Origin of the sequence: Chryseobacterium sp. KMC2 (assembly GCF_016756935.1) — a bacterium.
In the GTDB taxonomy this organism is placed as follows: Bacteria; Bacteroidota; Bacteroidia; order Flavobacteriales; family Weeksellaceae; genus Chryseobacterium; species Chryseobacterium rhizosphaerae.
This window is the reverse complement of the sequence record NZ_JAESIT010000006.1, coordinates 41588-65255: the sequence shown is the minus strand read 5'-3', so window position 1 is coordinate 65255 and position 23668 is coordinate 41588. Positions and strand designations below refer to the sequence as shown.

At 35.8% G+C, this 23668-nt stretch carries 24 protein-coding genes; 9 read left to right on the top strand and 15 right to left on the bottom strand.

Annotation, left to right across the window (positions count from 1 at the left end; translation table 11 throughout):
* Positions 1-42: 42 nt before the first annotated feature.
* Complete coding sequence (locus tag JML65_RS08675; protein WP_202270554.1) at positions 43-852, top strand: AraC family transcriptional regulator; 810 nt, start codon at positions 43-45, stop codon at positions 850-852.
* Between the two features lie 44 nt (positions 853-896).
* Here JML65_RS08675 and JML65_RS08670 read toward each other — a convergent pair whose 3' ends face one another.
* From JML65_RS08670 to JML65_RS08660, 3 genes are all read right to left on the bottom strand, one after another.
* Positions 897-1397: a CinA family protein gene (locus tag JML65_RS08670; RefSeq protein WP_047492693.1), complete on the bottom strand. Its 501-nt coding sequence runs from the start codon at positions 1395-1397 to the stop codon at positions 897-899.
* A gap of 187 nt (positions 1398-1584) precedes the next feature.
* Positions 1585-1965 (bottom strand): hypothetical protein, encoded by a 381-nt coding sequence (locus JML65_RS08665; protein ID WP_202270553.1) that lies wholly within the window; start codon positions 1963-1965, stop codon positions 1585-1587.
* A 241-nt stretch (positions 1966-2206) separates the two neighbouring features.
* The gene (locus JML65_RS08660) at positions 2207-3091 is read right to left on the bottom strand and encodes a DMT family transporter (protein ID WP_202270552.1); all 885 of its coding nucleotides are present in this window, start codon (positions 3089-3091) and stop codon (positions 2207-2209) included.
* A 97-nt stretch (positions 3092-3188) separates the two neighbouring features.
* Here JML65_RS08660 and JML65_RS08655 point away from each other — a divergent pair, with 97 nt between their 5' ends.
* Entirely contained in the window at positions 3189-4601 is a 1413-nt protein-coding gene (locus tag JML65_RS08655; protein WP_202270551.1) for a PLP-dependent aminotransferase family protein, read from the top strand.
* Between the two features lie 6 nt (positions 4602-4607).
* Here JML65_RS08655 and JML65_RS08650 read toward each other — a convergent pair whose 3' ends face one another.
* From JML65_RS08650 to JML65_RS08630, 5 genes are all read right to left on the bottom strand, one after another.
* On the bottom strand, positions 4608-5204 hold the full coding sequence (locus JML65_RS08650; protein WP_047492680.1) for a Crp/Fnr family transcriptional regulator: 597 nt from the start codon (positions 5202-5204) through the stop codon (positions 4608-4610).
* Positions 5204-5581, bottom strand: coding sequence for a bacillithiol system redox-active protein YtxJ (gene ytxJ, locus JML65_RS08645; protein WP_202270550.1), 378 nt, complete (start codon positions 5579-5581; stop codon positions 5204-5206). Before ytxJ ends, JML65_RS08650 begins: the two co-directional genes overlap by 1 nt.
* Positions 5578-6036 carry a DUF1569 domain-containing protein gene (locus tag JML65_RS08640; protein WP_284461052.1) on the bottom strand — a complete coding sequence of 153 codons (459 nt, stop codon included), beginning with the start codon at positions 6034-6036 and terminating at the stop codon, positions 5578-5580. Before JML65_RS08640 ends, ytxJ begins: the two co-directional genes overlap by 4 nt.
* Positions 6033-6569, bottom strand: a complete 537-nt coding sequence (locus JML65_RS08635) for a YfiT family bacillithiol transferase (protein ID WP_047492672.1) — start codon at positions 6567-6569, stop codon at positions 6033-6035. Before JML65_RS08635 ends, JML65_RS08640 begins: the two co-directional genes overlap by 4 nt.
* Positions 6570-6773: 204 nt before the next feature.
* Entirely contained in the window at positions 6774-7916 is a 1143-nt protein-coding gene (locus JML65_RS08630; RefSeq protein ID WP_047492669.1) for a DEAD/DEAH box helicase, read from the bottom strand.
* Positions 7917-8128: 212 nt separating this feature from the next.
* On the opposite strand from JML65_RS08630, the gene pncA reads away from it, so the two are divergent.
* Positions 8129-8734: a bifunctional nicotinamidase/pyrazinamidase gene (gene pncA, locus JML65_RS08625; protein WP_047492667.1), complete on the top strand. Its 606-nt coding sequence runs from the start codon at positions 8129-8131 to the stop codon at positions 8732-8734.
* A gap of 139 nt (positions 8735-8873) precedes the next feature.
* On the opposite strand, the gene JML65_RS08620 is transcribed toward pncA, so the two are convergent.
* On the bottom strand, positions 8874-10061 hold the full coding sequence (locus tag JML65_RS08620; protein WP_115917932.1) for a pseudouridine synthase: 1188 nt from the start codon (positions 10059-10061) through the stop codon (positions 8874-8876).
* Positions 10062-10162: 101 nt separating this feature from the next.
* On the opposite strand from JML65_RS08620, the gene aroB reads away from it, so the two are divergent.
* The 4 genes from aroB to JML65_RS08600 all read left to right on the top strand — a co-directional run bounded on the left by aroB (position 10163) and on the right by JML65_RS08600 (position 14669).
* On the top strand, positions 10163-11209 hold the full coding sequence (gene aroB / locus JML65_RS08615) for a 3-dehydroquinate synthase (RefSeq protein WP_202270549.1): 1047 nt from the start codon (positions 10163-10165) through the stop codon (positions 11207-11209).
* A gap of 279 nt (positions 11210-11488) precedes the next feature.
* Positions 11489-12136, top strand: coding sequence for a porin family protein (locus JML65_RS08610; protein WP_202270548.1), 648 nt, complete (start codon positions 11489-11491; stop codon positions 12134-12136).
* A 285-nt stretch (positions 12137-12421) separates the two neighbouring features.
* Positions 12422-13006, top strand: coding sequence for a porin family protein (locus JML65_RS08605; protein WP_202270547.1), 585 nt, complete (start codon positions 12422-12424; stop codon positions 13004-13006).
* Positions 13007-13955: 949 nt separating this feature from the next.
* Positions 13956-14669 carry a porin family protein gene (locus JML65_RS08600; protein ID WP_202270546.1) on the top strand — a complete coding sequence of 238 codons (714 nt, stop codon included), beginning with the start codon at positions 13956-13958 and terminating at the stop codon, positions 14667-14669.
* A 109-nt stretch (positions 14670-14778) separates the two neighbouring features.
* On the opposite strand, the gene JML65_RS08595 is transcribed toward JML65_RS08600, so the two are convergent.
* The 6 genes from JML65_RS08595 to JML65_RS08570 all read right to left on the bottom strand — a co-directional run bounded on the left by JML65_RS08595 (position 14779) and on the right by JML65_RS08570 (position 21632).
* Positions 14779-15726: a glycerophosphodiester phosphodiesterase family protein gene (locus JML65_RS08595; RefSeq protein WP_202270545.1), complete on the bottom strand. Its 948-nt coding sequence runs from the start codon at positions 15724-15726 to the stop codon at positions 14779-14781.
* Between the two features lie 140 nt (positions 15727-15866).
* Positions 15867-17366 (bottom strand): amidophosphoribosyltransferase, encoded by a 1500-nt coding sequence (gene purF / locus JML65_RS08590; protein WP_047492654.1) that lies wholly within the window; start codon positions 17364-17366, stop codon positions 15867-15869.
* Positions 17367-17505: 139 nt separating this feature from the next.
* Positions 17506-18228: a phosphoribosylaminoimidazolesuccinocarboxamide synthase gene (gene purC, locus JML65_RS08585; protein ID WP_047492651.1), complete on the bottom strand. Its 723-nt coding sequence runs from the start codon at positions 18226-18228 to the stop codon at positions 17506-17508.
* Between the two features lie 36 nt (positions 18229-18264).
* On the bottom strand, positions 18265-18960 hold the full coding sequence (locus JML65_RS08580; protein WP_047492647.1) for a DUF3307 domain-containing protein: 696 nt from the start codon (positions 18958-18960) through the stop codon (positions 18265-18267).
* A 1-nt stretch (position 18961) separates the two neighbouring features.
* Positions 18962-19567 (bottom strand): SatD family protein, encoded by a 606-nt coding sequence (locus tag JML65_RS08575; protein WP_047492643.1) that lies wholly within the window; start codon positions 19565-19567, stop codon positions 18962-18964.
* 184 nt (positions 19568-19751) lie between these two features.
* Positions 19752-21632 (bottom strand): endonuclease, encoded by a 1881-nt coding sequence (locus JML65_RS08570; protein ID WP_202270544.1) that lies wholly within the window; start codon positions 21630-21632, stop codon positions 19752-19754.
* A gap of 190 nt (positions 21633-21822) precedes the next feature.
* Between JML65_RS08570 and JML65_RS08565 the strand changes: the two genes are divergently transcribed.
* Both JML65_RS08565 and JML65_RS08560 read left to right on the top strand, forming a co-directional pair.
* Positions 21823-22962: an acyl-CoA dehydrogenase family protein gene (locus tag JML65_RS08565; protein WP_047492802.1), complete on the top strand. Its 1140-nt coding sequence runs from the start codon at positions 21823-21825 to the stop codon at positions 22960-22962.
* 20 nt (positions 22963-22982) lie between these two features.
* Positions 22983-23480 (top strand): DinB family protein, encoded by a 498-nt coding sequence (locus JML65_RS08560; protein WP_047492637.1) that lies wholly within the window; start codon positions 22983-22985, stop codon positions 23478-23480.
* The last annotated feature ends 188 nt before the right edge of the window (positions 23481-23668 follow it).

Here is a 23668-nt window from a genome sequence, read left to right as displayed (position 1 = left end):
GTTTTTATTAAATTTGCCAAAAAATATATACAAAACGTCAATATGAAATGTGGACTGATTGAGAAAACAGAAAGCCAGTTTGTAGATACCATAGAAAAAGAAGCTTATGTATGGTGTGAAAAAAACTGGAAACACGACGAATATGAACATGTACATAACCGTGCCCAGCTTACATTCGTAGAGGAAGGCTACCAGTATTTTCATATTGACCAGAAAATCTATCTTGTTCCACAATATCATGTGATCTGGGTTCCTTCGGGAAAAGCACACAAAATAACTTCCGAAGCAAAGACGGTGAACCTGATGCTGTTTTTATTTAAATCTGTTTTTGATGATGAATTTTACCAGCATGTTCAGGTATTTGCTGTTCCGCCCGTTCTTAAAGAAATGCTTCTCTATGCCTCAAAATGGAACCAGTCGCTGGTGGAGAATGAAGAACAGGATATTTTCTTTAAAGCTATTTTAAAAAGCCTTCCCAATTTTTGCAGGGAGAGCAATGGACTGGAAATTCCCGTTCCTATGGATACAAGACTGATCCCTGTTTGTAACGATATCAACTCCAATTTTAAATACAACCTGGATATTGATGCTTTGGCAGAAAAAGCACAGATGTCGGTAAGAAGTTTACAGAGAATCTTTAAAAATGAAACAGGAATAACATTGCAGAAATACCTTCAGCTGACAAGGATTCTTAAAAGTATTGAACTTATAGATACCCGACAGTTTACGTTGAGTGAGGTAGCCTATAAAGTAGGTTATCAAAGTCTTTCCGCATTTACTACGTCTTACTTTACGGTAATGAAAGTAAAACCGAAACTGAATAAAAATATAAAAAGTGAGGAGCAAAAATGAGTCTATCATCAACACTGATAATTAGATTTTTCCAATTCGGTGCTTTATTTTAAAATTAAGATTCTGTTCAGCTCACTTTTAAAACATCCTAAAATAAATTCTGTATAATATAACTGAGCGTTCAGAGCCTGGGTTTTGGGATGCAGTTCAAGTTTTTTAGTGAGGATAATCTCTCCTTTATAAGAAAATGAGAAATATGCAAAGATTCTATAGGCAGAACTTCGGATGGGTGTAGAATAGCCTGTAGTAGCAATGGACCAATCAGATTCATATAATTTGGCAACCTTTAAAGCCATCGTTTCGGCAATATTTTCCGAAACGCAGTCACAGTCTTCTGCTTCCTGTTGGTTTACTTTTAATAATCTCACTTTTTCAGGTAAGGTATAAGTAGTCATCCCCCCTTTATAAAACAAGGAAGCACTGGGCATCTGTGAGAAAGCCAACTGAAGACATCCTGATGTAACGCTTTCAGCCACCGAAATGGTTTCACCGATAGTCATCAGAGACTGGCTTATATATTCAAGAAGATTCTGTTGAAATTCCATAGTACTGTATTTTAAATGATTGGGTTAAAAAAATTGAATATCAGAAGAAGAAACACAATAAAAAGCTGCCGAATAAAACTGCAGCTTTAAAAATGTAAACAATACTTAAATGTGATGTGAAGGATATTTTTACTTATGATGGTATACATCTTTTCACTTCCAGATTTTAGGGCTTTTTTGCTTTCCTTTATACTTTATGATCAGTCTCCAGTATAGCAAGCAGTCTGTTGATACACTCTTCTTCTTTTAATACTTTATAGTAAGCCGTTTTAGCATACAAGGTAAAAGAAGGTGACTCCATTCTTATCTCAGCATCTCCTTCTCTTTTATCCATTATGCTTTTAGTATGAAACTCACGGATATGAAGGATATATTCTTCTATATAATGGTCTATAACTTTCTTGAAAATGTCACATTTTGCATTGTTCTTTACCCTCTCCAGCGACTTGATGAGAAAAGCAGTAACTCCATAGGAATTGATTATCCGCGGAAATAGGGATTCATTCTCTATGGCATTATTCTTATCATTCAATCCGGAATGCTGTAAAGTCTCATTTTCAAATATCATATTCAAACAGGGTTATTAGACATCTTGTTATTATTCAAATGTACTTCTATATAACTCACATTTTTATGATTTGAGTCATATACTTAGAATATCATATAGTATTCCCTTCCTTTTTAATTGATTATCAACTTTAATTACAAAAAAACTTAAAAGTAGTAAGTAAGCAGATTTTAAATAAAAAAAAGATAGATACCTTTTCAGTATCTATCCTATTCAAGAGAGTTGGTGCAGATATCACTTGCTATTTCGCAAATTTCTTAGTCCCGGCAACACATAAAATTACCCCTATTGTAACTCCCAGCATTCCTATACTTACCTGCTCATGAAGAAGCCATGCAGCCAATGCCAGACCAAAGAATGGCTGAAGCAGCTGTAGCTGACCTACTGTTGCAATACCTCCCTGCGCCAGGCCTTTATACCAAAATATAAAGCCAATAAACATGCTGAAAAGAGAAATATAAGCCAGACCAAACCATCCCTGAAAACTCACATTCTGAATATCCTTAGGAAAATAAATAAAAAATAAAGGAATCATAATTGGCAATGCCAGCACCAAAGCCCAGGAAATCACCTGCCAGCCCCCTAAAGTTTTGGAAAGTTTAGCACCTTCAGCATAGCCCATACCACATAAAATAACCGCAAGAAGCATCAGAATATCACCAATGGGAGAAGCCGATATTCCTTGTGAAACTGCATATCCAATTACGAGCAAGCTTCCTACAATGGAAAACAGCCAAAATACAGGATGAGGCCTTTCACCACCACGCAAAACTCCAAAGATTGCTGTAGCCAAGGGAAGCATTCCAAGAAACACAATAGAGTGTGCCGAAGTAAGATATTGAAGAGCCAATGCAGAAAGAAGCGGAAAGCCTACCACACAGCCAAGGGAAACCAAAAGTAATGGCACCAGATCTTTCTTAACAGGACGTTTTTCTTTACCAAGCCATAATACAATAAGAGCTAGTACTCCTGCTACCGCTGCACGAACAATCGTTACAAAAGTAGGACTCATTTCCATCACCGCTAATTTTGTTGCTGGTAATCCACCACTAAATAGCACTACGCCAATAAAACCATTAATCCAACCGCTTATATTTTCATCTTTTGATAATTGTTTTGTCATCATTTTATTCAAACTTTTAATTAATGGTTCAAAATTAGAAAGGTAAATTCAATAAACACAGTCCCAGTTTTGTATATTTGCATGAACACAGTTTAAAAAAATGAGCAGAGAATTTTTATATACAGAAATAGCAGACGGTATCGCCAATCAAATCAGAAATGGTGTTTTAAAGGCTGGAGACAAGCTTCCGTCCGTAAGAATGCTATGCAGTGAACATCAGGTAAGCATGAATACTGCAAAAAGGGTTTTCCTGGAACTTGAATCTCAGTCACTGGTTGAATCAAAACCTCAATCCGGTTATTTTGTAAGCCAGCTCCTATCTGTAAAACTCCCGTTGCCTGAAGTAAGCCGCCCTTCTCTAATGGCGAATAATGATGAACCGGATGAGCTGATCAGTAAAGTATATGAAAATATGGGACGTAAAGATCTTACTTTCTTTTCTATCGGTATTCCCTCCGGAGGTCTCCTTCCTCAGGCTAAGCTTAAAAAGGAAATTATCAATGCAACACAGGAATTAAAAGACGGAGGCACAGAATATGAAGAACTTCAGGGAAATCTTAAACTCAGAAGGATGATTGCGATACGCTCTTTACAATGGGGCGGAAACCTTAATGAAAAAGATCTTATCACCACCAACGGGGGAATGAATGCCTTATCCTTCTGTCTTATGGCCTTAGGAAAACCCGGAGATACTATTGCCATTGAAAGCCCTTGTTATCCGGGGATTTTACAGCTGGCCAACGGATTGGGATTAAAAGTACTGGAACTTCCCACCCACCCTACAACAGGAATCGAAATTGAAGCCCTAAAAAAACTTATTCCAAAGATTGATCTGTGTCTGTTGATTCCCAACTTTAACTCTCCTCTGGGAAGCTGTATGCCTGATGAAAATAAGAAAGAAGTCGTACGAATTCTTTCTGAAAATGATATTCCTCTCATTGAAGATGATGTCTATGGAGATCTTTATTTTGGAGCTTCCCGGCCCAAATGCTGTAAATCCTTTGATAAAGATGGAAGTGTCCTCTATTGTAGCTCAATATCCAAAACATTAGCTCCAGGTTATCGTGTGGGATGGATTGCTCCCGGAAAATATAAAGATAAAATACTCAAACTTAAACTCCTGCACTCTACTTCTTCTATTTCTATTGTCAATGAAGCGGTAGCCAATTTCCTGAAGTCGGGAAGATATGAGAAACATTTGCAGCAGCTCCGCAAAACACTGCAGACTAATTACCAGAATTATGTGCAAACCATTGCAGAATCTTTTCCTGAAGGCACCAAAACAAGCCGTCCGCAGGGAGGATTGTCTCTGTGGGTAGAATTTGATAAGAAGATCCGAACTACAGAACTCTATGATCTCGCGATTAAGCAGAACATAAGTATTGCTCCCGGCAGGATGTTTACCTTTCAGGAGCAGTTTGAAAACTGTATGAGACTTTGTATCGGACTTCCATGGTCGGAAGAAACCCAGGCAAAACTCAGACAGATCGGAACTCTTGCAAAAAAGATTTAATACTTGTTATTTATTATCCGGAACGAAATTTTTTCTCGCCAGTTCTTTTCTTACACGGCTTAAACTCTCGGGAGTAATCCCCAGGTAAGAGGCAATCATCCATTGAGGGACTCTCAGCAGCAAATCAGGATACATTTTGATAAACTTCATGTATCTTTCTTCTGCTGTTTCACCCAGTAAAGAATTGATCCTGTTCTGTAAACTCCGGATATGCTTCTGCAGCAAAAAATCACTTCGTTCAATACTGTTCGGAAATTGCTCTACCAGTTTATTGAAGAAATCAGGATGGAGAAAAAGCACTTCGGAATCTTCCACCGCTTCTATATAATAATTGGATTTCTCATTAAAGTATAAACTGCTTCGGTCAGAGATCAGCCAGCTTTCAGGGGCAAACTGAATAATATGTTCCTTTCCGTTTTTATCAATGGAATACATCTTAATAAGCCCTTTTTCTACAAAGAATATATGCCTGCATATTTCACCGTACTGAAGCAGAAACTGATTCTTAGGAATTTTCTTTGCTTCATAATGCAGACTGCAGGTGTTCACATTTTGAATAGGAACATTTAATACTTTGGCTAAATAATTATTAATATTCTTCATTATATAATCTGGCTTAAAGAAATATCCTCGTGCGAAGCACTTTTAACGGACTTTCCGTTCTCTATAATGATGAGCTGCGGGCTTTCATGTCTTACTTCAAGATCCTCAGCAATTTTATTTGAAAGAGCTCTGTGAGCTAACAGATCCAGATAGTATAATTCTACTTTCGGATCTGAATTTTCAACTTCTTTTTCAAAATTCTTTAAAACAGTCCTGCTGATAAAGCAGCCTGTTGAATGTTTAAATACAGCTATTTTATGGTGGTAAGAACTCTCAATGGCTTTCGCCAGATCTTCTTCAGATTCTATCTTCTTCCAGAAAGATTTTTGATCAGGGGTTTCGCTTTTTCCACCGAATATTTTATCAAAAAAACTCATACATTAAATTGTTTTAAATGATGATCAAGATGTTTATATTCTAAAAATTTCCAGTCTTTTTCAGTCATGTTTCCAAATAGTCTGTGATGGTCCGGCAGCTCTTTATGTATACAGGCCTTCCGGAACGCCTCCAGCGTTTTCAGTAGATTGGTTTTTGATTCATCAAAATCACACTCAAAATTAACGATTAGTTTTTGAAAAGTAGGCATGTTTCTGGGAATTCCATTATTGAAAACATACATTTCTATTTTCGTGACGATCCCAATTACCCTGAAAAAAGGATTAATACGCGGAAGCTCAACCCTTTTTAACGCCACCTGAAGAACGAGATCACAATGTCTGAACATTTGACACACGTTCATCTTTCCCCATTTTCCTTGGGAATTTTCAGATAATTTGGAAATCCGGTCTATAATTTCCTCGAAATAAATGGGATTATTAAAGCTTTTTTTCACCAACCTTTTTCTTTCTTCAGATTTTCGATATGGGCAAAATGGTGGTCACAATGCCATGCATATAAAGCAAGACTGCTTCTCAGGTCGTAATTCCGATGGTGCTCCGGATGATGAAAAGTTCGCTCAAACTGTTTATTGGTAAGACTTTTAAGAAGAACAACCCATCTTTGGTGAGTTCCTTTCAATATTCTCATCGCCGGTTTTACAGGCATATGAAAGCTGTCCTGAAGCTCAGCCCATTGAGCCTCATCATAAGGTTTAATGGTTGGGTTATCTTCTGTAAGCGCCAGTTTAAACCGAATAAAACTATTCATATGACTGTCTGAAAGATGGTTTACAAGCTGTCTTACCGTCCACCCTCCTTCTCTGTACGGAGTATCCAGCTGATCGTCCGTAAAGTGTTCAATGAGGTTTTTCAGTCTCCCGGGAAAATCTTTAATCACCTTGATATACGTATCCAAAGTCGTGTCACAAATATTTTCCGGAACTTCAAACTGTCCTATTGGAAATTTTTTGTTCTCTAAATCACTCATTGCTCATAGTTTTAATTTTTAATATGGCCTATTTGTCCGATAATTCGGTTTTAGACAAATTTTTAGGTTTGTAAATGTATCAAAATTCGAGAAATCTATATATGAAAAAAGCGTTAATTGTATTTATTCCAAAAGATATCTTCACTGAATAAAAAAAAGCTCCAATTCTATAAAATTGAAGCTCTGTTTATTGTAATGAAGGTATTAATAGCCATGCAGATCAATACCCTCTGTTCTTTGTAAGGTCACTTTTTTCCCCATTTTCTTCTGAATTACCCGGAAATGCTGCAGTTCATCATCCGTCAGAATAGAAATAGCAGTACCTTTTTCGTTGGCACGGCCAGTCCTACCGATACGGTGAATATAGTCTAAAGGCGAACGCGGCAATTCATAATTGATCACACAAGGCAGAGACTCGATATGAATCCCACGACCAATTAAGTCCGTAGCCACCAAAATCTGGGCTCCGTTTACTTTAAATTCCTCTAAGTTGTTTCTACGGGCACCTTGTGACTTCTGGCTGTGAATAGCCACTGCTTTAATTTTATTCTTTTTAAGTTTCTCCACCAAATTATCGGCAGATCTTGTAGAGGACACAAAGATTAAAGCTTTTTCCACTTTCTTTTCTTTGATCAGATATCGTAAGAAAGGGCCTTTATTTTCCGGAGAAACATGATATGCCAGCTGTTCAATATGATCAATTTCAACTTCCTCTTTTTTTATTTCAATAATAGTAGGATTAATGGATAAACGTTCTTTCATTTCAGAAACTTTATCATTTAAAGTTGCCGAAAACAAAATTGTCTGTTTTACCACAGGCATTAAACCGAAAAGCTTATTCATTTCTTCCCCAAAGCCCAGCTGAAACATTTTGTCCGCTTCATCAATTACCAAATGCTGAATACCTGAAATACTCAATGCATTATGATCAATTAAGTCTAATAAACGCCCCGGAGTAGCGATCAGTACTTCCACTCCAAACATTCCCTTCATCTGTGGATTTATAGAAACACCTCCATAAACAGCCATTGTACGGATTTCCCGCTTCAGGTTTTCTGTAAAAGCTCTAAACACTTCATCAATCTGAATAGCTAATTCACGCGTAGGAACCAATATGAGAACCTGAACATTACGGTCTTTTTTAACTTCTGCATTCTGCAATTTTTCTAAAATAGGCATTACAAAACAAGCTGTTTTCCCGGAACCTGTCTGTGCAATTCCCATCAGATCTTTACCTTGCAGGATAACAGGAACAGCCTGCTCCTGAATAGGAAATGGTTTTAAATACCCCAGTTTGTTAACAGAACGAATAATATTGTGTGATAATCCTAAAGACTCAAATGACATAAAAATACTTATTTACTGCAAAGATAAGCTATTGAAATTTGGTTTACCCTTCGAAACAGAATACCTGTAGACAAAGTTTAATTATTTTAAATGCTGCCCCTTCATTCTATCAGTTTAAAAAAATATTTTGCCGATTTGTCCGATAATTCTATTTTGGACAAATTTTTGCCTGTTAGTTTTGTAAATTTATCAAAAATTCGAGAAATCTAAATATGAAAAAAGCGCTAATAATAGTCGATGTACAGAATGATTTTTGTGAAGGCGGATCACTTGCAGTACCTGGATCTGGAGAGATCATTCCTTATATCAACCTTTTGATGGAGGAAAATGAATATGACCAGATTGTTTTGACGCAGGATTGGCATCCTGTAGGCCATAAAAGTTTTGCAAGCAGCAATAATAGAAAAGTTGGTGAAAGCATTATTTTAAATAGTGTTCCCCAGTTTATGTGGCCGGATCACTGTATCCAGGGAACTTTCGGAGCAGAATTCCATAAAGATCTGAACAGAGATAAGGTAACCCATATCATACAGAAAGGAAAAAATATTGAAATAGATAGCTATAGCGGTTTTCAGGACAACAACCATTTTATGAAAACCGGATTGGATGATTTCTTGAAATATCACGATATTCAATTGGTAGAAATCGTTGGCCTGGCAATGGACTACTGTGTGAAATTCACTTGTCTGGATGCTGTTGCCAATGGATATGTTACCTGCTTACATTTTAACGGAACCCGTGCTGTAAATGTAAAACCTGATAACGGCAGAGATGCTATCTATGAAATGATTGAGAAAGGGGTAACCGTACTGGGATAGTTCTAAATCAAGCTTAGACAAAAACATAAAAAACGCACAGAATAAACTTCTATGCGTTTTTTTATGCAGTATTTAAAATTACAATTTAAAAACAGAATAAAGCATGAGCCAAAGCCCACAGCTCATTATTCAACATTTTTTAAAGCATTTTAAGGTTATTTACTTCCTGTTCTGTAAGAATTCTCCAGTGTCCTCTCTTAATATTCTTTTTCGTTAATCCTGCAAACATTACTCTGTCCAGAGCCTCTACTTCATATCCTAATCTTTGGAATATCCTTCTGATGACACGGTTCCATCCAATATGGATTTCAATTCCGATTTCATTTTTCGGCTTACCTTCAATATATGAAATTTGGTCCACAACGGCGATCCCTTCATCAAGACGGATCCCTTCTGCAATAAGACGTAAATCTTCACCTGTTAATTTCTTATCAAGTGTTACATGGTAAATCTTTTTAGCATCAAAAGATGGATGCGTCAATTTTTTAGTCATGTGTCCGTCATTGGTCAACAAAATAACCCCTGTTGTAGAACGGTCCAGTCTTCCAACCGGGAAAACTCTGTACGGAGATGCATTAGCAACAAGATCCATTACCGTTTTTCTGGCTTTATCATCTTTCGTTGTAGAAATATATCCTTTAGGTTTATTCAAAAGTACATATACAGGCTTTTCAGGAGTAATGTTCTGACCGTCAAAAACTACTCTGTCGGTTTTTTCTACCTGATATCCCATTTCTGTTACCACCTTACCGTTCACTTCCACCAATCCTTGCGTGATCAGTTCATCAGCTTCTCTTCTGCTGCATATTCCGGAATTAGCAATATACTTATTAAGACGGATGCTGTCTTTATGAACGTCTTTTTCAATTTTATTCAGTCTTCTCTTCTGTACAAAAGATCTTGCTTTGTCTTCATTTCTGTCATCACCACTGGATGGTCTTCTACCATACTTTAAACTGCCTCTTTCATACTTATCTCTTGCATCAAAACTTCTGCTTCCTCTTTTAGGGGCAGATTTTCCAAAAGATTTTCTTTCGAAGCTCTCACTTTTATTAGTAATGTAAGGTTTTTTCTCAGATTTTGAGCTACCCTCAGCCCCTGAGCCTTCAAAGCTTTCTGTATTTTTATTGAAAGGTTTTTTATCAAATTTTGAATTGGACCCTTTATGTTCCGGACCTCTCTTGTCTCCATCTTTAGAGAAAGATTTCTTGAAAGGTTTTGATCCTGAGGAATTTCCAGATCTAGAAGCACGAGAATCATCAGAGCTTTTTCGTGTTGAAACTCTTGGTCTTTTTGGTCTGTCTGAATTATTGTTATCTCTGCTCATTCTAAAAATTTCTGCAAAGATAGTAATTTAGTTACGAGTTAAAAATTAAGAATCATAACTTTGCAATATAGTTTACTTTTTAACTTTACAAAAATTTGAAGATGATAACAATATTAAATGACGATTTCTCTCAGTTAAACGAATTTCTGCATGAAAAATCTTTCAGTAAAATTTTTATTTTAGTGGATGAGAACACTCATGAATACTGTCTTCCCATTCTCTTAGGAAATATGGAAACAGATCTGGGATTTGAAATTCTGGAAATTGAGGCGGGTGAAGAAATGAAAAATATTCAGACCGCTAATCAACTTTGGGAAATTCTTACGGAGATGCAGGCGGATAGAAAAGCATTGGTCATTAATCTTGGTGGTGGTGTGATTACCGATATGGGGGGATTTGTAGCATCTACTTATAAAAGAGGAATACAGTTTATTAATATCCCTACTACCCTTTTATCTATGTGTGATGCTTCTATTGGAGGAAAAACAGGTATTGATCTGATGCATTATAAAAATATGGTAGGTACTTTTGCTTTCCCGGAACAGATTTTTATTTTCCCGAAATTTTTAGAAACATTACCGTTCAAAGAATTAAGAAGCGGATTTGCAGAAATGCTGAAACATGGACTGATTGCTGATAAAGCCCATTGGGAACAACTGATTCAGATTCATAAGCTTGATGTAGAAACGGTAATTCCGCATATCCAGACTTCAATGAATATCAAGCAGGATGTGGTAGAGAAAGATTTTCACGAAAAAAATATCAGGAAAACCCTGAATTTCGGTCATACAATAGGTCATGCTGTTGAAAGTCTGTGCCTGCAACAGAAAAACCCTATCCTTCATGGAGAAGCGGTAGCTATGGGAATGATTTGTGAATCCCGTTTAGCTTATCTTGAAAATCTTATTTCTGAAGAAGACTCTCAGGCTATTATTGAAAATATCCAGAGATACTATCCTTATTTAGATATCAGTGATTTTAAAGATGAAGATATTACTGCATTATTAATGAATGATAAAAAGAATACGGATAGTAAAATCAATTTCTCGCTCCTTTCCGAAATCGGAGCATGCAATTATGACTATCAATGCAGTCAGAAAAACATCCTTAACTCCTTACATTTTTACAGAAAATTGAATGATGCCTAAGCATTTTTTGCTCATTTTCATAAAAACACCCCCTTTTTTTGAGTTTATTTTTTGATAAAAACCACTCATTCAAACAAATGTTTATTTAATTTTTCAAACAATTGAAAATCAGTTATATAAATTTCAAAACCGCTTATTAAACAGGCGGTTTTTTTATTGATTTTAAGGGTGAAAAATATTTTTGGCAAGCAATTTGAAAGATACTCTGCGTTCAACTGAAAATGTTGACAGTAGTAAAATTTAAAATTAAGAAAGAGTAAATATTAAAAAATTAAAGTTATGAAAAAGTTAGTTTTAGGATTAGCAGTAACTGCAAGTACATTAGCGTTCGCACAACAGCAACCTACTACCAGTACAAATCCGGTAACATTCGGGGTAAAAGGTGGAATGAACGTATCATCGCTTTCTAATGGAGCAGATTTAAGTGATTCAAAATCCAAAATCGGTTTTAATGCAGGTGTTTTTGCTAATATTCCGTTAGCAAGTTCATTCAGTGTACAGCCGGAGGTTATATATAATGATTTAGGTTCAAAAGTAACAAGAGAATTTTCATCAGGAGGTAATACCTTCAGAAATGAGTATTCAAGAAATTTAGGATATGTTGCAGTACCTGTAATGTTCCAATATAATGCAACTCCTGAATTTTTCCTTGAAGCAGGTCCTGAATTCGGATTCCTAGTAAGTGCTAAGGATAAATTTAAAAATTCAACCAACAATAATAGCAACACTCAAGTAGCTACCCTTAATAAAGATGACTTCCAAACATTTAATTTTGGTATTGGTATCGGAGCAGGTTATTATTTCACACCTAACTTAGGACTTACAGCGAGATATACAGCAGGACTTACAGATATTTATAAAAACAATTCTGGGGATGCTGTTAAAAACAATGTATTCCAGGTAGGATTAGCTTATAAATTTAAATAATTCATAAGTAGTTTCACATTCAACAAATTTTGTATCAATAAAAAAGGTCAGATTAATTATAATCTGACCTTTTTTTATTTAGAATTCTAAAATTATGTTAAAAAAAATAGCTCATTATTATTTAAAGGCTAAAAATATATCTATTATTCGTGTTTAAAAAACATTGGAATATGAGGCCTACACTAATGATTAGCAACAATTTCATATTATTTTTATTTTTTTGGCACGCCGTTTGATAATAAACAAAATGTTAAACAAAACTTAAAAACTATTAAATAAATACTTATGAAAAAGATTCTTTTAGGCCTAGCCCTTGTTGCAGGTACATTTACTTTCGCTCAGAAAACTTCTACTACTTCTAATTCACCAATCAGATTCGGTTTAAAAGCTGGTCTTAATATTTCTAGTATTTCTGGCGACGATACGAAATCAAAAGCAGGATTTTATGGTGGAGTTTTTGCAAATATTCCTGTAGCACAGGATTTCTCTGTACAGCCGGAGGTATTATACAGTGGAATGGGTGCAAAAGCTGACGGAAATAGCGATATGAAAATTAATTTAGATTATATCTCTGTTCCGGTAATGTTTCAATACAATGCACTTCCTAATCTTTACTTAGAAGCAGGACCTCAGTTCAGTTTCTTAATTAATTCTAAATTCAAATATCAATCTAATTCTGTAGACGTTAAGGATTCATTTAAAACTTTTGATTTTGGTCTTGGTCTTGGAGCTGGATACTACTTTACTCCTAATATCGGAATTAATGTAAGATATGTTGCAGGTTTATCTGATATCATTAAAGACAAACCTAGCGGTTCAGACTCTTCTAAAAACGGAGTGTTCCAGGTAGGATTAGCTTATAAATTCTAATATAAGCTTAGCATAGCTAACAAATTTTTATATTCAATAAAAAAGTCAGGTTATTTATTTAGCCTGACTTTTTATTTTCAGTATTCTTTGGCAAGGAATTTGCAAATAGACTTAATACTTGTACCATTATAATGTTTCTGAATTATAATTTTATTTCATTTGAAAAATACGTTTTCAGCCTAATAATCAAATTCCATATTATTTAAGGATCAACTCTAAAAACAGTATTGAACAAATTTTCAGAAATATTCAGAAATACGTTTCTGTACACTCATTAGTAATACATTTTGATTTCAATAGAAAAGGTCGGATTTTATTTTAAGTCTGACCTTTTCACTTTTATATGAGTCCCATTCTTATCATACCCAATGAGTGCAGACAACATCTTATTATACGTCAGATTCATTTCAATTAATCAATCCTTCGCAGCCTTATCCTATCAGGCTTCTAATCTTACTTTTCCTATTGCATATAAACACTAATAGCATAAATGTTTGTCCCACCAATACAAACTACATTACTAGTGTCATCTGTGAAAATATCAGTGTTATTTGTGGTTAAAAAAATGGCTCAATGCATCCATCCTCTTATACTAATGCAAGGATGCTCCCTATATTTTAGTATTGTAGAGCTGCTTTTTATTCCGGTCTGCAGAAAGTATTTTCAGCATCAGGTATAAGTACATATGGCATAAGCATACAATCGCCACCCCATTTGACATAATAAAACAATATTCATATTAAAGGGACATTTTTTATGTGAAAGAATTTTAACTTAAAATTTATCATAAATATCAAATTTACATTGAAATATTTCACATAAAGAAGGATATAAATGTTGTTTTTTAAGTACGAAAACATCCCGCATCTATTTGTTAATCAGCGTTTGAGGAGTTTGGCAAGCATTTTGCAAAATAATGAAGCAAATAGTAAAATTAAAAAATAAAATTATGAAGAAGTTATTTTTAGGACTGGCATTAACAGCCGGGACATTGGCTTTTGCTCAAGAAACACAACCTGTAAATACTGTAAGCACAACCTCTCCACTTAAAGCAGACGTTCAGCCTATTAGATTTGGTATCAAAGCAGGTGGAAACTCAGCTTATTACAGTCAGCAAAGTTTTGGTTTCAACAGCCAAAAATTAGGATTCCATGCAGGTGCTTTCGTTAATATTCCAATCTCTAAGCAATTCAGCTTCCAACCAGAGGTATTGTACAACCAAATGGGTGCAAGAGATGTAGCTTATTCAACAGAAAATACTGTGGGATCAACAACTATTAAAACGAAGGGACAGGATAAACTAACAATGAATTATATTTCAGTTCCATTAATGGTTCAAATGAGACCAATGGATAAGTTTTATATTGAAGCTGGACCAGAATTCAGTTATTTCATCAATGGAAAAAATAAAGGTGAATCTACGATTTCAAGCACTACAGGAGGTGTTACTACCACTAAGACAGAAACTCACTCTGAAGATGTAAATAAAGACCAAATTAACAAATTCAACTTTGGATTAGGTCTTGGTCTAGGATATGATATTACGTCTAATATCGGTATCAATGCAAGATATGTAAATAGCTTGACTAAAATTGATAAAAGCAGACCGGCTGCTGAAAACAACAACAGAGTTTTCCAGTTAGGGGTGAACTATAAATTTTAATTAAAAAACAACCAATTTTTTAACTCCCAGATGCAGTTTTCTGCATTGTAAAAATGGCCGGAATTTTTTCCGGCCATTTCTATTTCTATTATATAAACAAAAGGAAGTACTATTCAAATATCCGTGGATCATCACTGATCACTCCGTCTATTCCCATACCCTTCAGCTCCTTTAGTCTTTCTTTGGTATTAACAGTCCATGGGATTACCTTCATGCCCAGTGCATGACATTCTTTGACTAATTCAGCAGTGACAAGACTCTGATCAGGGCTGTAAATGGTAGGGGTAAAGCTTAAAAACTTCATATCTCCAGCTACACCACTCAAATGATTAGGATATAGTCTGAATTTCTCTACAGGTACATTTTTGAAATAATACCTTTGCTGTTCCAGCTTTTTGTCATCCACTTTTTCTACCAGTAAAGCAGTCATTATTTTAGGATATTCCTTATGAAGGATTTCCAGTGTTCGGGGATCAAAAGACTGGATAATAACCCTATCCTGGATGTTTTTCTCTACAATAATCTTCATCATCAGTTCTACAAATTCTTTTGGTTCCGGATGAAAGATATGATCTGAGAAAGGGCGTGTTTTAGTTTCTATATTGTAAAAAGGTAAAGGTCTTTTCAGCTCACGGGCATAGCTTTCACATGCATCTATAACCTCTGAGAAAAGAGGTTTCTGAGCCTTCATTTTCTTCTGATCAGGATAATTGTTCAGTTTTTTCAAGCCTATATCAAATGTTTGAATCTTTGCATAAGGCATCTCATAAATTTTATAATAAAAGCCGGAGTCTTTCGGGATATAGGTTCCATCAGGTTTTGTAACCAATTCAGGAGAAAGAAAAGCATCATGGGAAAGAATTACTTTTTTATCCTTTGTGATGGCTAAATCCATTTCCAGCGTGGTAACATTCATTTGTAAAGCATTTTTCATGGCCGGGATGGTATTTTCCGGAAATAGTGATTTCCCTCCACGGTGTGCCTGCTTATCAAAAGACTGGGCGTAATACAGCTGAGTCATTGCGAGAAAAATCCCTGTAAAAAATGTGCTTTTCATATCTTCAAACTTTAATCCAACAAAATTAAAACTTGCTTATAAAGAATATGATACAGGAATATTAAGCTTTTGCTACATTTATATCAATAAAAAGGGCCAGGTAATGATACCTGACCCTTCTATTTTTATTGTCGATACAATTAATTGAATAATTCTACCTCCTCTCCTTTTCCTACCGGATATTCTTCTGTAAAACATCCAAAGCAGTGGTTAGAAGATCCTAAAATTTCTTTCAGGTTTTCGGTACTTAAAAATTCTAAAGAATCTACTCCTAAATAATTTTTAAGTTCTTCCGTAGTCATATTAGCAGAAATTAAATCATCCTTTGAAGGGGTATCAATTCCTAAATAACATGGTGCAATAATAGGAGGAGAAACACTTCTGAAATGAATCTCTTTTACACCTGCATCTTTCAGGATTTTAACCAACCTTTTAGAGGTTGTCCCACGAACGATAGAGTCATCAATAATAACAACCCTTTTATCTTTAATTTCAGAAATAATCGGGTTTAGTTTCAGGTTAACCACTCTTTCTCTCATTTCCTGAGTAGGAACGATAAAACTTCTTCCAATATATCTGTTTTTGATCAATACAGGACGGAAAGGTATTCCTGAAGCCTTTGAGAACCCAATAGCAGCTGGTACTCCGGAATCCGGAACACCAATCACAATATCAGCATCTACAGGAGCCTGTTCCCAGATTTTCTCCCCGGATTTCTCTCTGATTTCGTAAACATTGATATTTTCTAACGTAGAATCGGGTCTCGCAAAATAAATATATTCAAAAGAACATATCCTTTGTTTTCCTTTAGCCTCATCCATCATATAAGAATGAAGTTTTCCAGGTTCGTTTTCATTGGTATAGATAATTTCTCCCGGAAGAATATCACGAACATATTGAGCTCCCACTGCATCTAATGCTACAGATTCTGAAGCCACAACATAAGATCTCTCGTCAATAGCTCCTAAAACCAATGGACGGATACCGTTGAAATCTCTGAATGCAAAGAATTTATTTCTGGTCATCCCTACCACAGAATAGGCTCCTTTGATCTTCTCCATCGTAGCTTTTATTGCGCCACGAAGTCCCAAATCAAGGTTTTTCTGGATCAGTCTCAAAATCACTTCAGAATCTGAAGTAGCTCTGAAAACCACCCCTTCAGCCTCCAGTTCATTTTTCAATTCTCTGGCATTGGTAAGGTTCCCGTTGTGTGCTATAGAAAGTATAATCTGGTCATATTCGTTTTTTGCGAAAAATGGCTGAAAATTATATTTCTTTTTATCTCCTGCTGTCGTATAACGGGTATGTCCGATTGCAGAATTTCCCATAAAAGCTTCAGGTTCCTGAATGTCTTTATAAACGTCCAAAACCAAGCCTTCATCCTTCATATTGGTAATCTTTCCATCTTTAAGAACGGAAATACCACAAGCTTCCTGGCCTCTGTGCTGTAAAGCAAAAAGCCCGAACTGTGAAAGAGAAAATGTATCCAGATCAGTATCTGAATACATTCCAAAGATACCGCACTCCTCATTGGGAGCATCCAGTCTTTCTTCTTCCTGTGTTCTGAAAAGATTTCTACCGTAGGTTTGGTCTTTAAACTGTTTTAAATATTCACTTTTATGAATGTCTAAACTTTTCATTTCTATTTTTTCTAATTGTAGATCTTAGAAGTCAGATTTCAGATTGTAGACTAAAAGCTAACTTCAGTGTTGATTTTGTTTTAACTAACAAATATTCCAATGCTAAAAATCTAGCATCTGAGGTCTAACATCTGAAATCTTACTTCGCCAGTAAATTTTTCAATCTGTTATAGATCTCCACATAAGCTTCAGTAACTTCTCCCAAGTCTCTTCTGAATCTGTCTTTATCCAATTTCTTCATCGTGTCTTTATCCCAAAGTCTGCATGTATCAGGAGAGATTTCGTCCGCTAAGATAATCTCACCGTCTGAAGTTTTACCCAATTCGATTTTGAAATCAACAAGGATGATATTTATTTTGTCAAACAGGTCAATCAGGATTTCGTTGATATCTGAAGTAAGTTCATACATCTCGTCAAGCTCCTCATAAGTAGCTGCACCTAAGAAAACAGCGTGGTGATCATTGATAAGCGGATCTCCTAACTCGTCTTTTTTGTAGCAAATATCAAAAATTGTTACCGGAGACTTGATTCCTTCTTCCACTCCTAATCTCTGTGCCATACTTCCTGCAGAGTAGTTTCTTACTACCATTTCCAATGGAATAATAGACACTTTTCTTACTAATTGCTCTCTTTCGTCTAATTGTTTGATGAAATGAGTTTTAATCCCTTTTTCATTTAAATATTCAAAGATAAGGGTTGTGATGGCATTGTTCATCTCCCCTTTCAGGTCAACCTGGCCTTTCTTTTGAGCGTTAAATGCTGTAGCATCGTCTTTAAAACGCACTACTACTTCTTCAGGATTATCAGTAGCAAATACTTGTTTCGCTTTACCCTCGTACAACATTTCTTTCTTTTGACTCATAATTTTACTTTCTAAATTGTAGTTAGATTTATTGATTTATTTAATTATTATTCCTGTTAAGACAGCCAGTCCAAAACTTAAGAGTGTACCTATAAGTACATACTCTGTCAGTTTTCTCTGTTTTGCCTGTGCAAGATCACTGAATCTGAAAACAGACTTGGCAGCGACCATGAAGCCCACACCTTCCCAGTGATTCACCATAATAAAAGTGAAAACCAGCAGGCGTTCTAAAATTCCGATATATTTTCCGGCACTTGATAAAGATTCGGTTTGTATAGCATTCTGTGCATCAGGAACAGGAGTCCATGATGATAATAGTATTTTAATAAAAATAGAAGCTGGGGTTGTTAAGAACAGAGCCGCCATAATGATTTTTAAAAACTCCTGGTTTCCTAAAAAGCTGAAATCAAATTCCCGGAAATAAAAAGAAGCTCCTGCAATCACTATAATATGCAGCAACTGGTCTATGAAAAACCACGTTTTCTTTGTTTTAATTGTTTGAAAGCTCAGTTTTGCGGCATCAATTATGAAATGAGATCCCCCAATCAGAAGGGCTACCCACCAAAGTTGTAAATCCCAAAGAAAAACAAAGCTTAAAACAGTGTGAATCAAAACATGGAAGTATAAAAACTTACTTTTTAGTTTATAGTTTTCCTTATCTGCAACCCATGAATCTGGCTGAAGAACAAAATCTCCGAGTAGATGTGCCAATATGAGTTTTATAAAGATCATGCTATAGTTCTGAGATTTTCTTTCTGAAATACTGGTTCGTTTCAACAATAAGCTCATAATTGGCTCGTTTCAGTCTCTGGCTCACCGAAGACTGTGAAATAGCAAACTTCCTGGCAAGATCTTCCTGGGTAATATCCTGGTTCATGATCATTTCGTGGATGATCTCTGAGGTAGCCATAGTCCAGTTATCAAAATCTTTTGACGACCATTTTAACAGAATATTCAGGTCTCTGTCTACAGAATCATTGGAAGTTTTAATGGCAACGGTATGGCCGTCACTCTTCAGATCATTGAGCAGTCTTCCGGAATTTACGTAAGCTGTACCATTAGATTCAGTGATTTTCTCAGACGAGAAACTCTCTTCACCAATCCCTATGGCCATTCTTACATCTAAATTTTCCTGACTTTTAATAATAGATTTTATGGCTAGAAAATGCCAGAAAACGTCATCGATATTACACTTAAATTGAAATTCATCACCTCTGTAGATTTCCCATACTTGAGGAGCGCTTCCCCAATTGTCGAGAAGATTCTTAAGCTTGGTAATCCAAACTTCGGTATCCGCATGCTGTGAATTTATAATATCTCCGGTAATGACCGCTATCATACTGCAAATATAAGCATAATTACTTATAAATAAAAAATATAAGCAGAAACACTTATAGATATTGATTATTAGTGAATCTGCTTATATCAATTATATAGTAAACATAAGGTTTTTAACGTTTTAAGCCGTAGTAAAAAAATACGAAAACGAAAAAAATCTTTTACATTAAAATTTTTCTTGCGGTTTATTTTTTAATAAATTGGTGCACCTGCTCGTCAAGTCTCAGGAAATAAGAACCTGTTGGAAGAGTCTGTACGGAGATGTTCTTCTTACTTCTGAAGGGGTCTTTCTCCGTGTAGATTACTTTTCCGGAAAGATCTATAATCTGAGCCGTTTTTACCGCTTCCGTTTCACCGCTTACAAAAAGGTTGTCATGTACCGGGTTCGGATATATGATAAACTTTTTATTTACCGTGATAAGTTCTGTGGTTGATAATGTACCTCCTAAATTCTGGCAGTAATCAATCGGGTAAGAATCCCATTCACTTATATTAAATGTATTTGTTGGCTGATTGGCGGAAGCTTTTCTGTATAAAGAAACATCTTTTAGTACTGAAGAGTTATTCTGTCCTACAACGCCCAATGCATCTACTGTGGAAAATTTATATCTCAGCTCAATATAATTATATCCATAAAAAGTCATCTGAGGAGCAGCCGTTACAAGTTTCGCCTGTTCTTTTGTATAGCAGGAAAAAGTGGCTGAAGGATTCAAAACAACAAATGTCTCATTATCCTGAACAGTCCCTTCCATTTCAAAAGGAGCTGGAAAATACAGGTTATTACCGCTTCCTTGAAGCTGAATAGATAATCTGTAATCACTTAAATTCACGGGATGTCCGGTTTTATTGGTGATTTCAAGAGCTTTATTACCATTCGTTGATCCTTCAATATATTTTGAAACAAAAAGATCTTTAGCATAAGAATCGGAAGCCAGGGTGGTTACAGAAACAACATTAGTATCCGGAGAAATAAGATAACCGCTATCATATGCTTTTACCGTATAGTTATAAGCAGTAGAAGGTGTAAGATGATCGATGATGACCGATGTCCCTTTTGTGGCAGCCACCAAGGTACCGTTTTGATATACTTTATAGCCAAGTACATCCGCATCAGGACTGGGTGACCAGCTTAAATTTACAAAATAGGCACTCGTTTGTGTAGTTGTTAAGTTGGATGGCGCCTGAGGAGCTACAGCGTCCGGCGTTTGATTCCAGATTACATTCACCCAACCAGGATTATCTATAAACGGATTTCTGTTTTTCTGAATAGCATATACCGCATTATTTCGGTCAATTTCCCTTTGCGATACAGGATCCTGCTGATTCCATTGTTGAAGCATAGCCATATAAGCCGGCTCAAACGCCCTCTCTTCCGTACCGTCAAGTGCATTAGCGTCCGAAGCAGGATTAGCATTGGTATTGTATTTAAAAGTTCCCAGCTTTCCTTCATACCTTACAGCAAAATACAATAAAGACCTGGCCACATCTCCTTTAAACTCGTCAATAGGTTCGTACACATAGCCTGTATAAGGCAGATTAGGAATGACACTTCGTCCGATTTTAGAAGTATTTGTGAATGTATAAGGTATATTAGCCGGTACTGTGGTAGAAATCCCATAAGGATAATTACTTCTTAACTGATTAATTTTCGCATCGGTTGGGATTACATAGAATAAATCAGAATACATTGGATAATTACTGTTAAATGTACTCTGAGGCATCATATGCTCTCTATTATACCCCATTCCTTCTGCCCCGGACGATGCGATCAGCTGACCGGATGTATATTCATAGGCATCGGGCCCGGATGGAATCTCCGAATAAATATCCAATAGATAAGTAGTATTCGTAGCATCATGGTCATAATATTTATCAAGATCAGTCTGATTATAGTATCCGGAAAGGTCACCATAATGCCAGCTGATATTCTTTTCAGAAATTATATCATGGAGCTTTGATTTCAGAGCATAGCCCGTTAATCCGGACGTTCCGTTGTAATATCCAGCAGGGGCTTGTGCAGAAATATAAGAGGAAATTAAAATAATAGGAAGTAGAAGTTTTTTCATACCATAAAAATTGGGAAGCTAAAATAGCAAAATAAAATACGTAAAAGATTCAATATTTTATTACGAAAATATTAATTTTTAAAACATAAAAAATTGAAAATTAAAAGATTGAGGCTAAAGCAGCATGACTAAAATAATTTCTTTGGCTTTCCGTCAATTTATTTATCTTTGGGAACTAACTATTATCTATATGAATACAGAGACTATTGACAACATCAAAATGATAGCGGAGACAGCTAGAGAATTTGCAGAGAAGAATATCCGACCGAATATTATGGAGTGGGATGAAAGCCAAACATTCCCTAAAGACTTATTCCACCAACTTGGAGAAATGGGATTTATGGGGGTTGTAGTTCCTGAGCAGTACGGCGGTTCCGGTTTGGGTTATCATGAGTATGTTACTATTCTGGATGAAATTTCCCAGGTAGATCCATCGATTGGTCTTTCTGTAGCAGCGCACAACTCTCTTTGTACCAACCATATTTACGAATTTGGAAATGAAGAGCAAAGACATAAATGGCTTCCTCAGTTAGCTTCCGGAAAGGTAATCGGAGCTTGGGGATTAACAGAACATAACACAGGTTCAGATTCAGGAGGTATGTCTACTACAGCTGTAAAAGACGGTGATGAGTGGATTATCAGTGGAGCAAAAAACTTTATTACCCACGCTATTTCAGGAGATATTGCTGTGGTAATGACAAGAACAGGTGAAAAAGGAGCTAAAAACAATTCTACAGCTTTTGTGTTAGAAAAAGGTATGCCTGGTTTTAGTTCCGGAAAAAAAGAAAATAAATTAGGGATGCGTGCATCTGAAACTGCAGAACTCATTTTTGATAACGTACGTGTACCGGATTCTCACCGTTTAGGCGAAGTAGGTGAAGGTTTCAAACAGGCTATGAAAATTTTGGATGGAGGTAGAATTTCTATTGCCGCTCTAAGTTTAGGTACAGCAAGAGGAGCTTATAAAGCTGCTTTAAAATATGCTAAAGAAAGACACCAATTCGGAAAACCGATTTCAGATTTCCAGGCAGTGAACTTTATGCTTGCTGATATGGCTACAGAAATTGATGCTGCTGAACTTCTTATCCAAAGAGCATCTACTCTTAAAAATGCTAAACAGAAAATGACCAAAGAAGGCGCTATGGCAAAGCTGTATGCTTCTGAGGCATGTGTAAGAATTTCTAACAATGCCGTTCAGATCTTCGGAGGGTACGGATATACCAAAGACTTCCCTGTTGAAAAGTTCTATAGAGATTCAAAGCTTTGTACTATAGGTGAAGGGACTTCTGAAATCCAGAGACTGGTTATCGGAAGAGATATTACAAGATAATTTTAAAACACGCAATACAAATGATTAAACAGGCACTTTTAGGTGAGTTTCTGCATGAAGCTGAAAACACCAGAAAAATTTTAAAAGCAATTCCTGACAGCGCTTTAGACTGGAAACCGTCTGAAAAAAACTGGACAACCGGCCAGCTAGCCTCACATATTGCAGAAGTCTATAACTGGTACCCCTCTACTTTCAATCAGGATACGTTTGATATGGGCAAGTATGAGTATGACAAAGGGGATATTTCCAAAGCTGAAAATATTCTCGCAAAATTTGAAGAAAATGTTGCTAAAGCACAAAAAGTATTGGAAGATTCTGACGAAAGCACCTATTTCAACGAATGGAAAATGGAAATGAACGGAAATGTTCTCTTTCCTCCTTCACCGAGAATCCAGGTAGTTAGAGGCTTTTTGTATAATCATTTATACCACCACAGAGGTGAGCTCGTTGTTTATTTAAGATCAACAGGTAATAAAGTTCCCGGACTTTACGGGCCTACCGCTGATGATAAAATGTAATTAAAACTTAATTTTATTATTATAATTAAAACGACATGCACAATTATGCATGTCGTTTTTCTTTATTTACACCCTATTGACGAATCATTTCAAACATATTCAATGTATTGCATAATATATTGAACAGATATTCTAAATTTTTCATAAAAATTTTTGTTTTTCGTAATATAATTTTTATTAGCTTTGAT

Coding starts and splice junctions, on each gene's coding strand:
- JML65_RS08665 (WP_202270553.1), bottom strand. CDS start 1,965: ATGATATTTGAAAATGAGACTTTACAGCATTCCGGATTGAATGATAAG.
- JML65_RS08570 (WP_202270544.1), bottom strand. CDS start 21,632: ATGAAAAAACTTCTACTTCCTATTATTTTAATTTCCTCTTATATTTCT.
- JML65_RS08655 (WP_202270551.1), top strand. CDS start 3,189: ATGAGCAGAGAATTTTTATATACAGAAATAGCAGACGGTATCGCCAAT.
- JML65_RS08620 (WP_115917932.1), bottom strand. CDS start 10,061: ATGAGCAGAGATAACAATAATTCAGACAGACCAAAAAGACCAAGAGTT.
- JML65_RS08630 (WP_047492669.1), bottom strand. CDS start 7,916: ATGTCATTTGAGTCTTTAGGATTATCACACAATATTATTCGTTCTGTT.
- JML65_RS08565 (WP_047492802.1), top strand. CDS start 21,823: ATGAATACAGAGACTATTGACAACATCAAAATGATAGCGGAGACAGCT.
- JML65_RS08635 (WP_047492672.1), bottom strand. CDS start 6,569: ATGAGTGATTTAGAGAACAAAAAATTTCCAATAGGACAGTTTGAAGTT.
- purF (WP_047492654.1), bottom strand. CDS start 17,366: ATGAAAAGTTTAGACATTCATAAAAGTGAATATTTAAAACAGTTTAAA.
- aroB (WP_202270549.1), top strand. CDS start 10,163: ATGATAACAATATTAAATGACGATTTCTCTCAGTTAAACGAATTTCTG.
- JML65_RS08560 (WP_047492637.1), top strand. CDS start 22,983: ATGATTAAACAGGCACTTTTAGGTGAGTTTCTGCATGAAGCTGAAAAC.
- JML65_RS08610 (WP_202270548.1), top strand. CDS start 11,489: ATGAAAAAGTTAGTTTTAGGATTAGCAGTAACTGCAAGTACATTAGCG.
- JML65_RS08675 (WP_202270554.1), top strand. CDS start 43: ATGAAATGTGGACTGATTGAGAAAACAGAAAGCCAGTTTGTAGATACC.
- JML65_RS08600 (WP_202270546.1), top strand. CDS start 13,956: ATGAAGAAGTTATTTTTAGGACTGGCATTAACAGCCGGGACATTGGCT.
- JML65_RS08605 (WP_202270547.1), top strand. CDS start 12,422: ATGAAAAAGATTCTTTTAGGCCTAGCCCTTGTTGCAGGTACATTTACT.
- JML65_RS08595 (WP_202270545.1), bottom strand. CDS start 15,726: ATGAAAAGCACATTTTTTACAGGGATTTTTCTCGCAATGACTCAGCTG.
- purC (WP_047492651.1), bottom strand. CDS start 18,228: ATGAGTCAAAAGAAAGAAATGTTGTACGAGGGTAAAGCGAAACAAGTA.
- JML65_RS08660 (WP_202270552.1), bottom strand. CDS start 3,091: ATGATGACAAAACAATTATCAAAAGATGAAAATATAAGCGGTTGGATT.
- ytxJ (WP_202270550.1), bottom strand. CDS start 5,581: ATGAGTTTTTTTGATAAAATATTCGGTGGAAAAAGCGAAACCCCTGAT.
- JML65_RS08650 (WP_047492680.1), bottom strand. CDS start 5,204: ATGAAGAATATTAATAATTATTTAGCCAAAGTATTAAATGTTCCTATT.
- JML65_RS08580 (WP_047492647.1), bottom strand. CDS start 18,960: ATGATCTTTATAAAACTCATATTGGCACATCTACTCGGAGATTTTGTT.
- JML65_RS08670 (WP_047492693.1), bottom strand. CDS start 1,397: ATGGAATTTCAACAGAATCTTCTTGAATATATAAGCCAGTCTCTGATG.
- pncA (WP_047492667.1), top strand. CDS start 8,129: ATGAAAAAAGCGCTAATAATAGTCGATGTACAGAATGATTTTTGTGAA.
- JML65_RS08575 (WP_047492643.1), bottom strand. CDS start 19,567: ATGATAGCGGTCATTACCGGAGATATTATAAATTCACAGCATGCGGAT.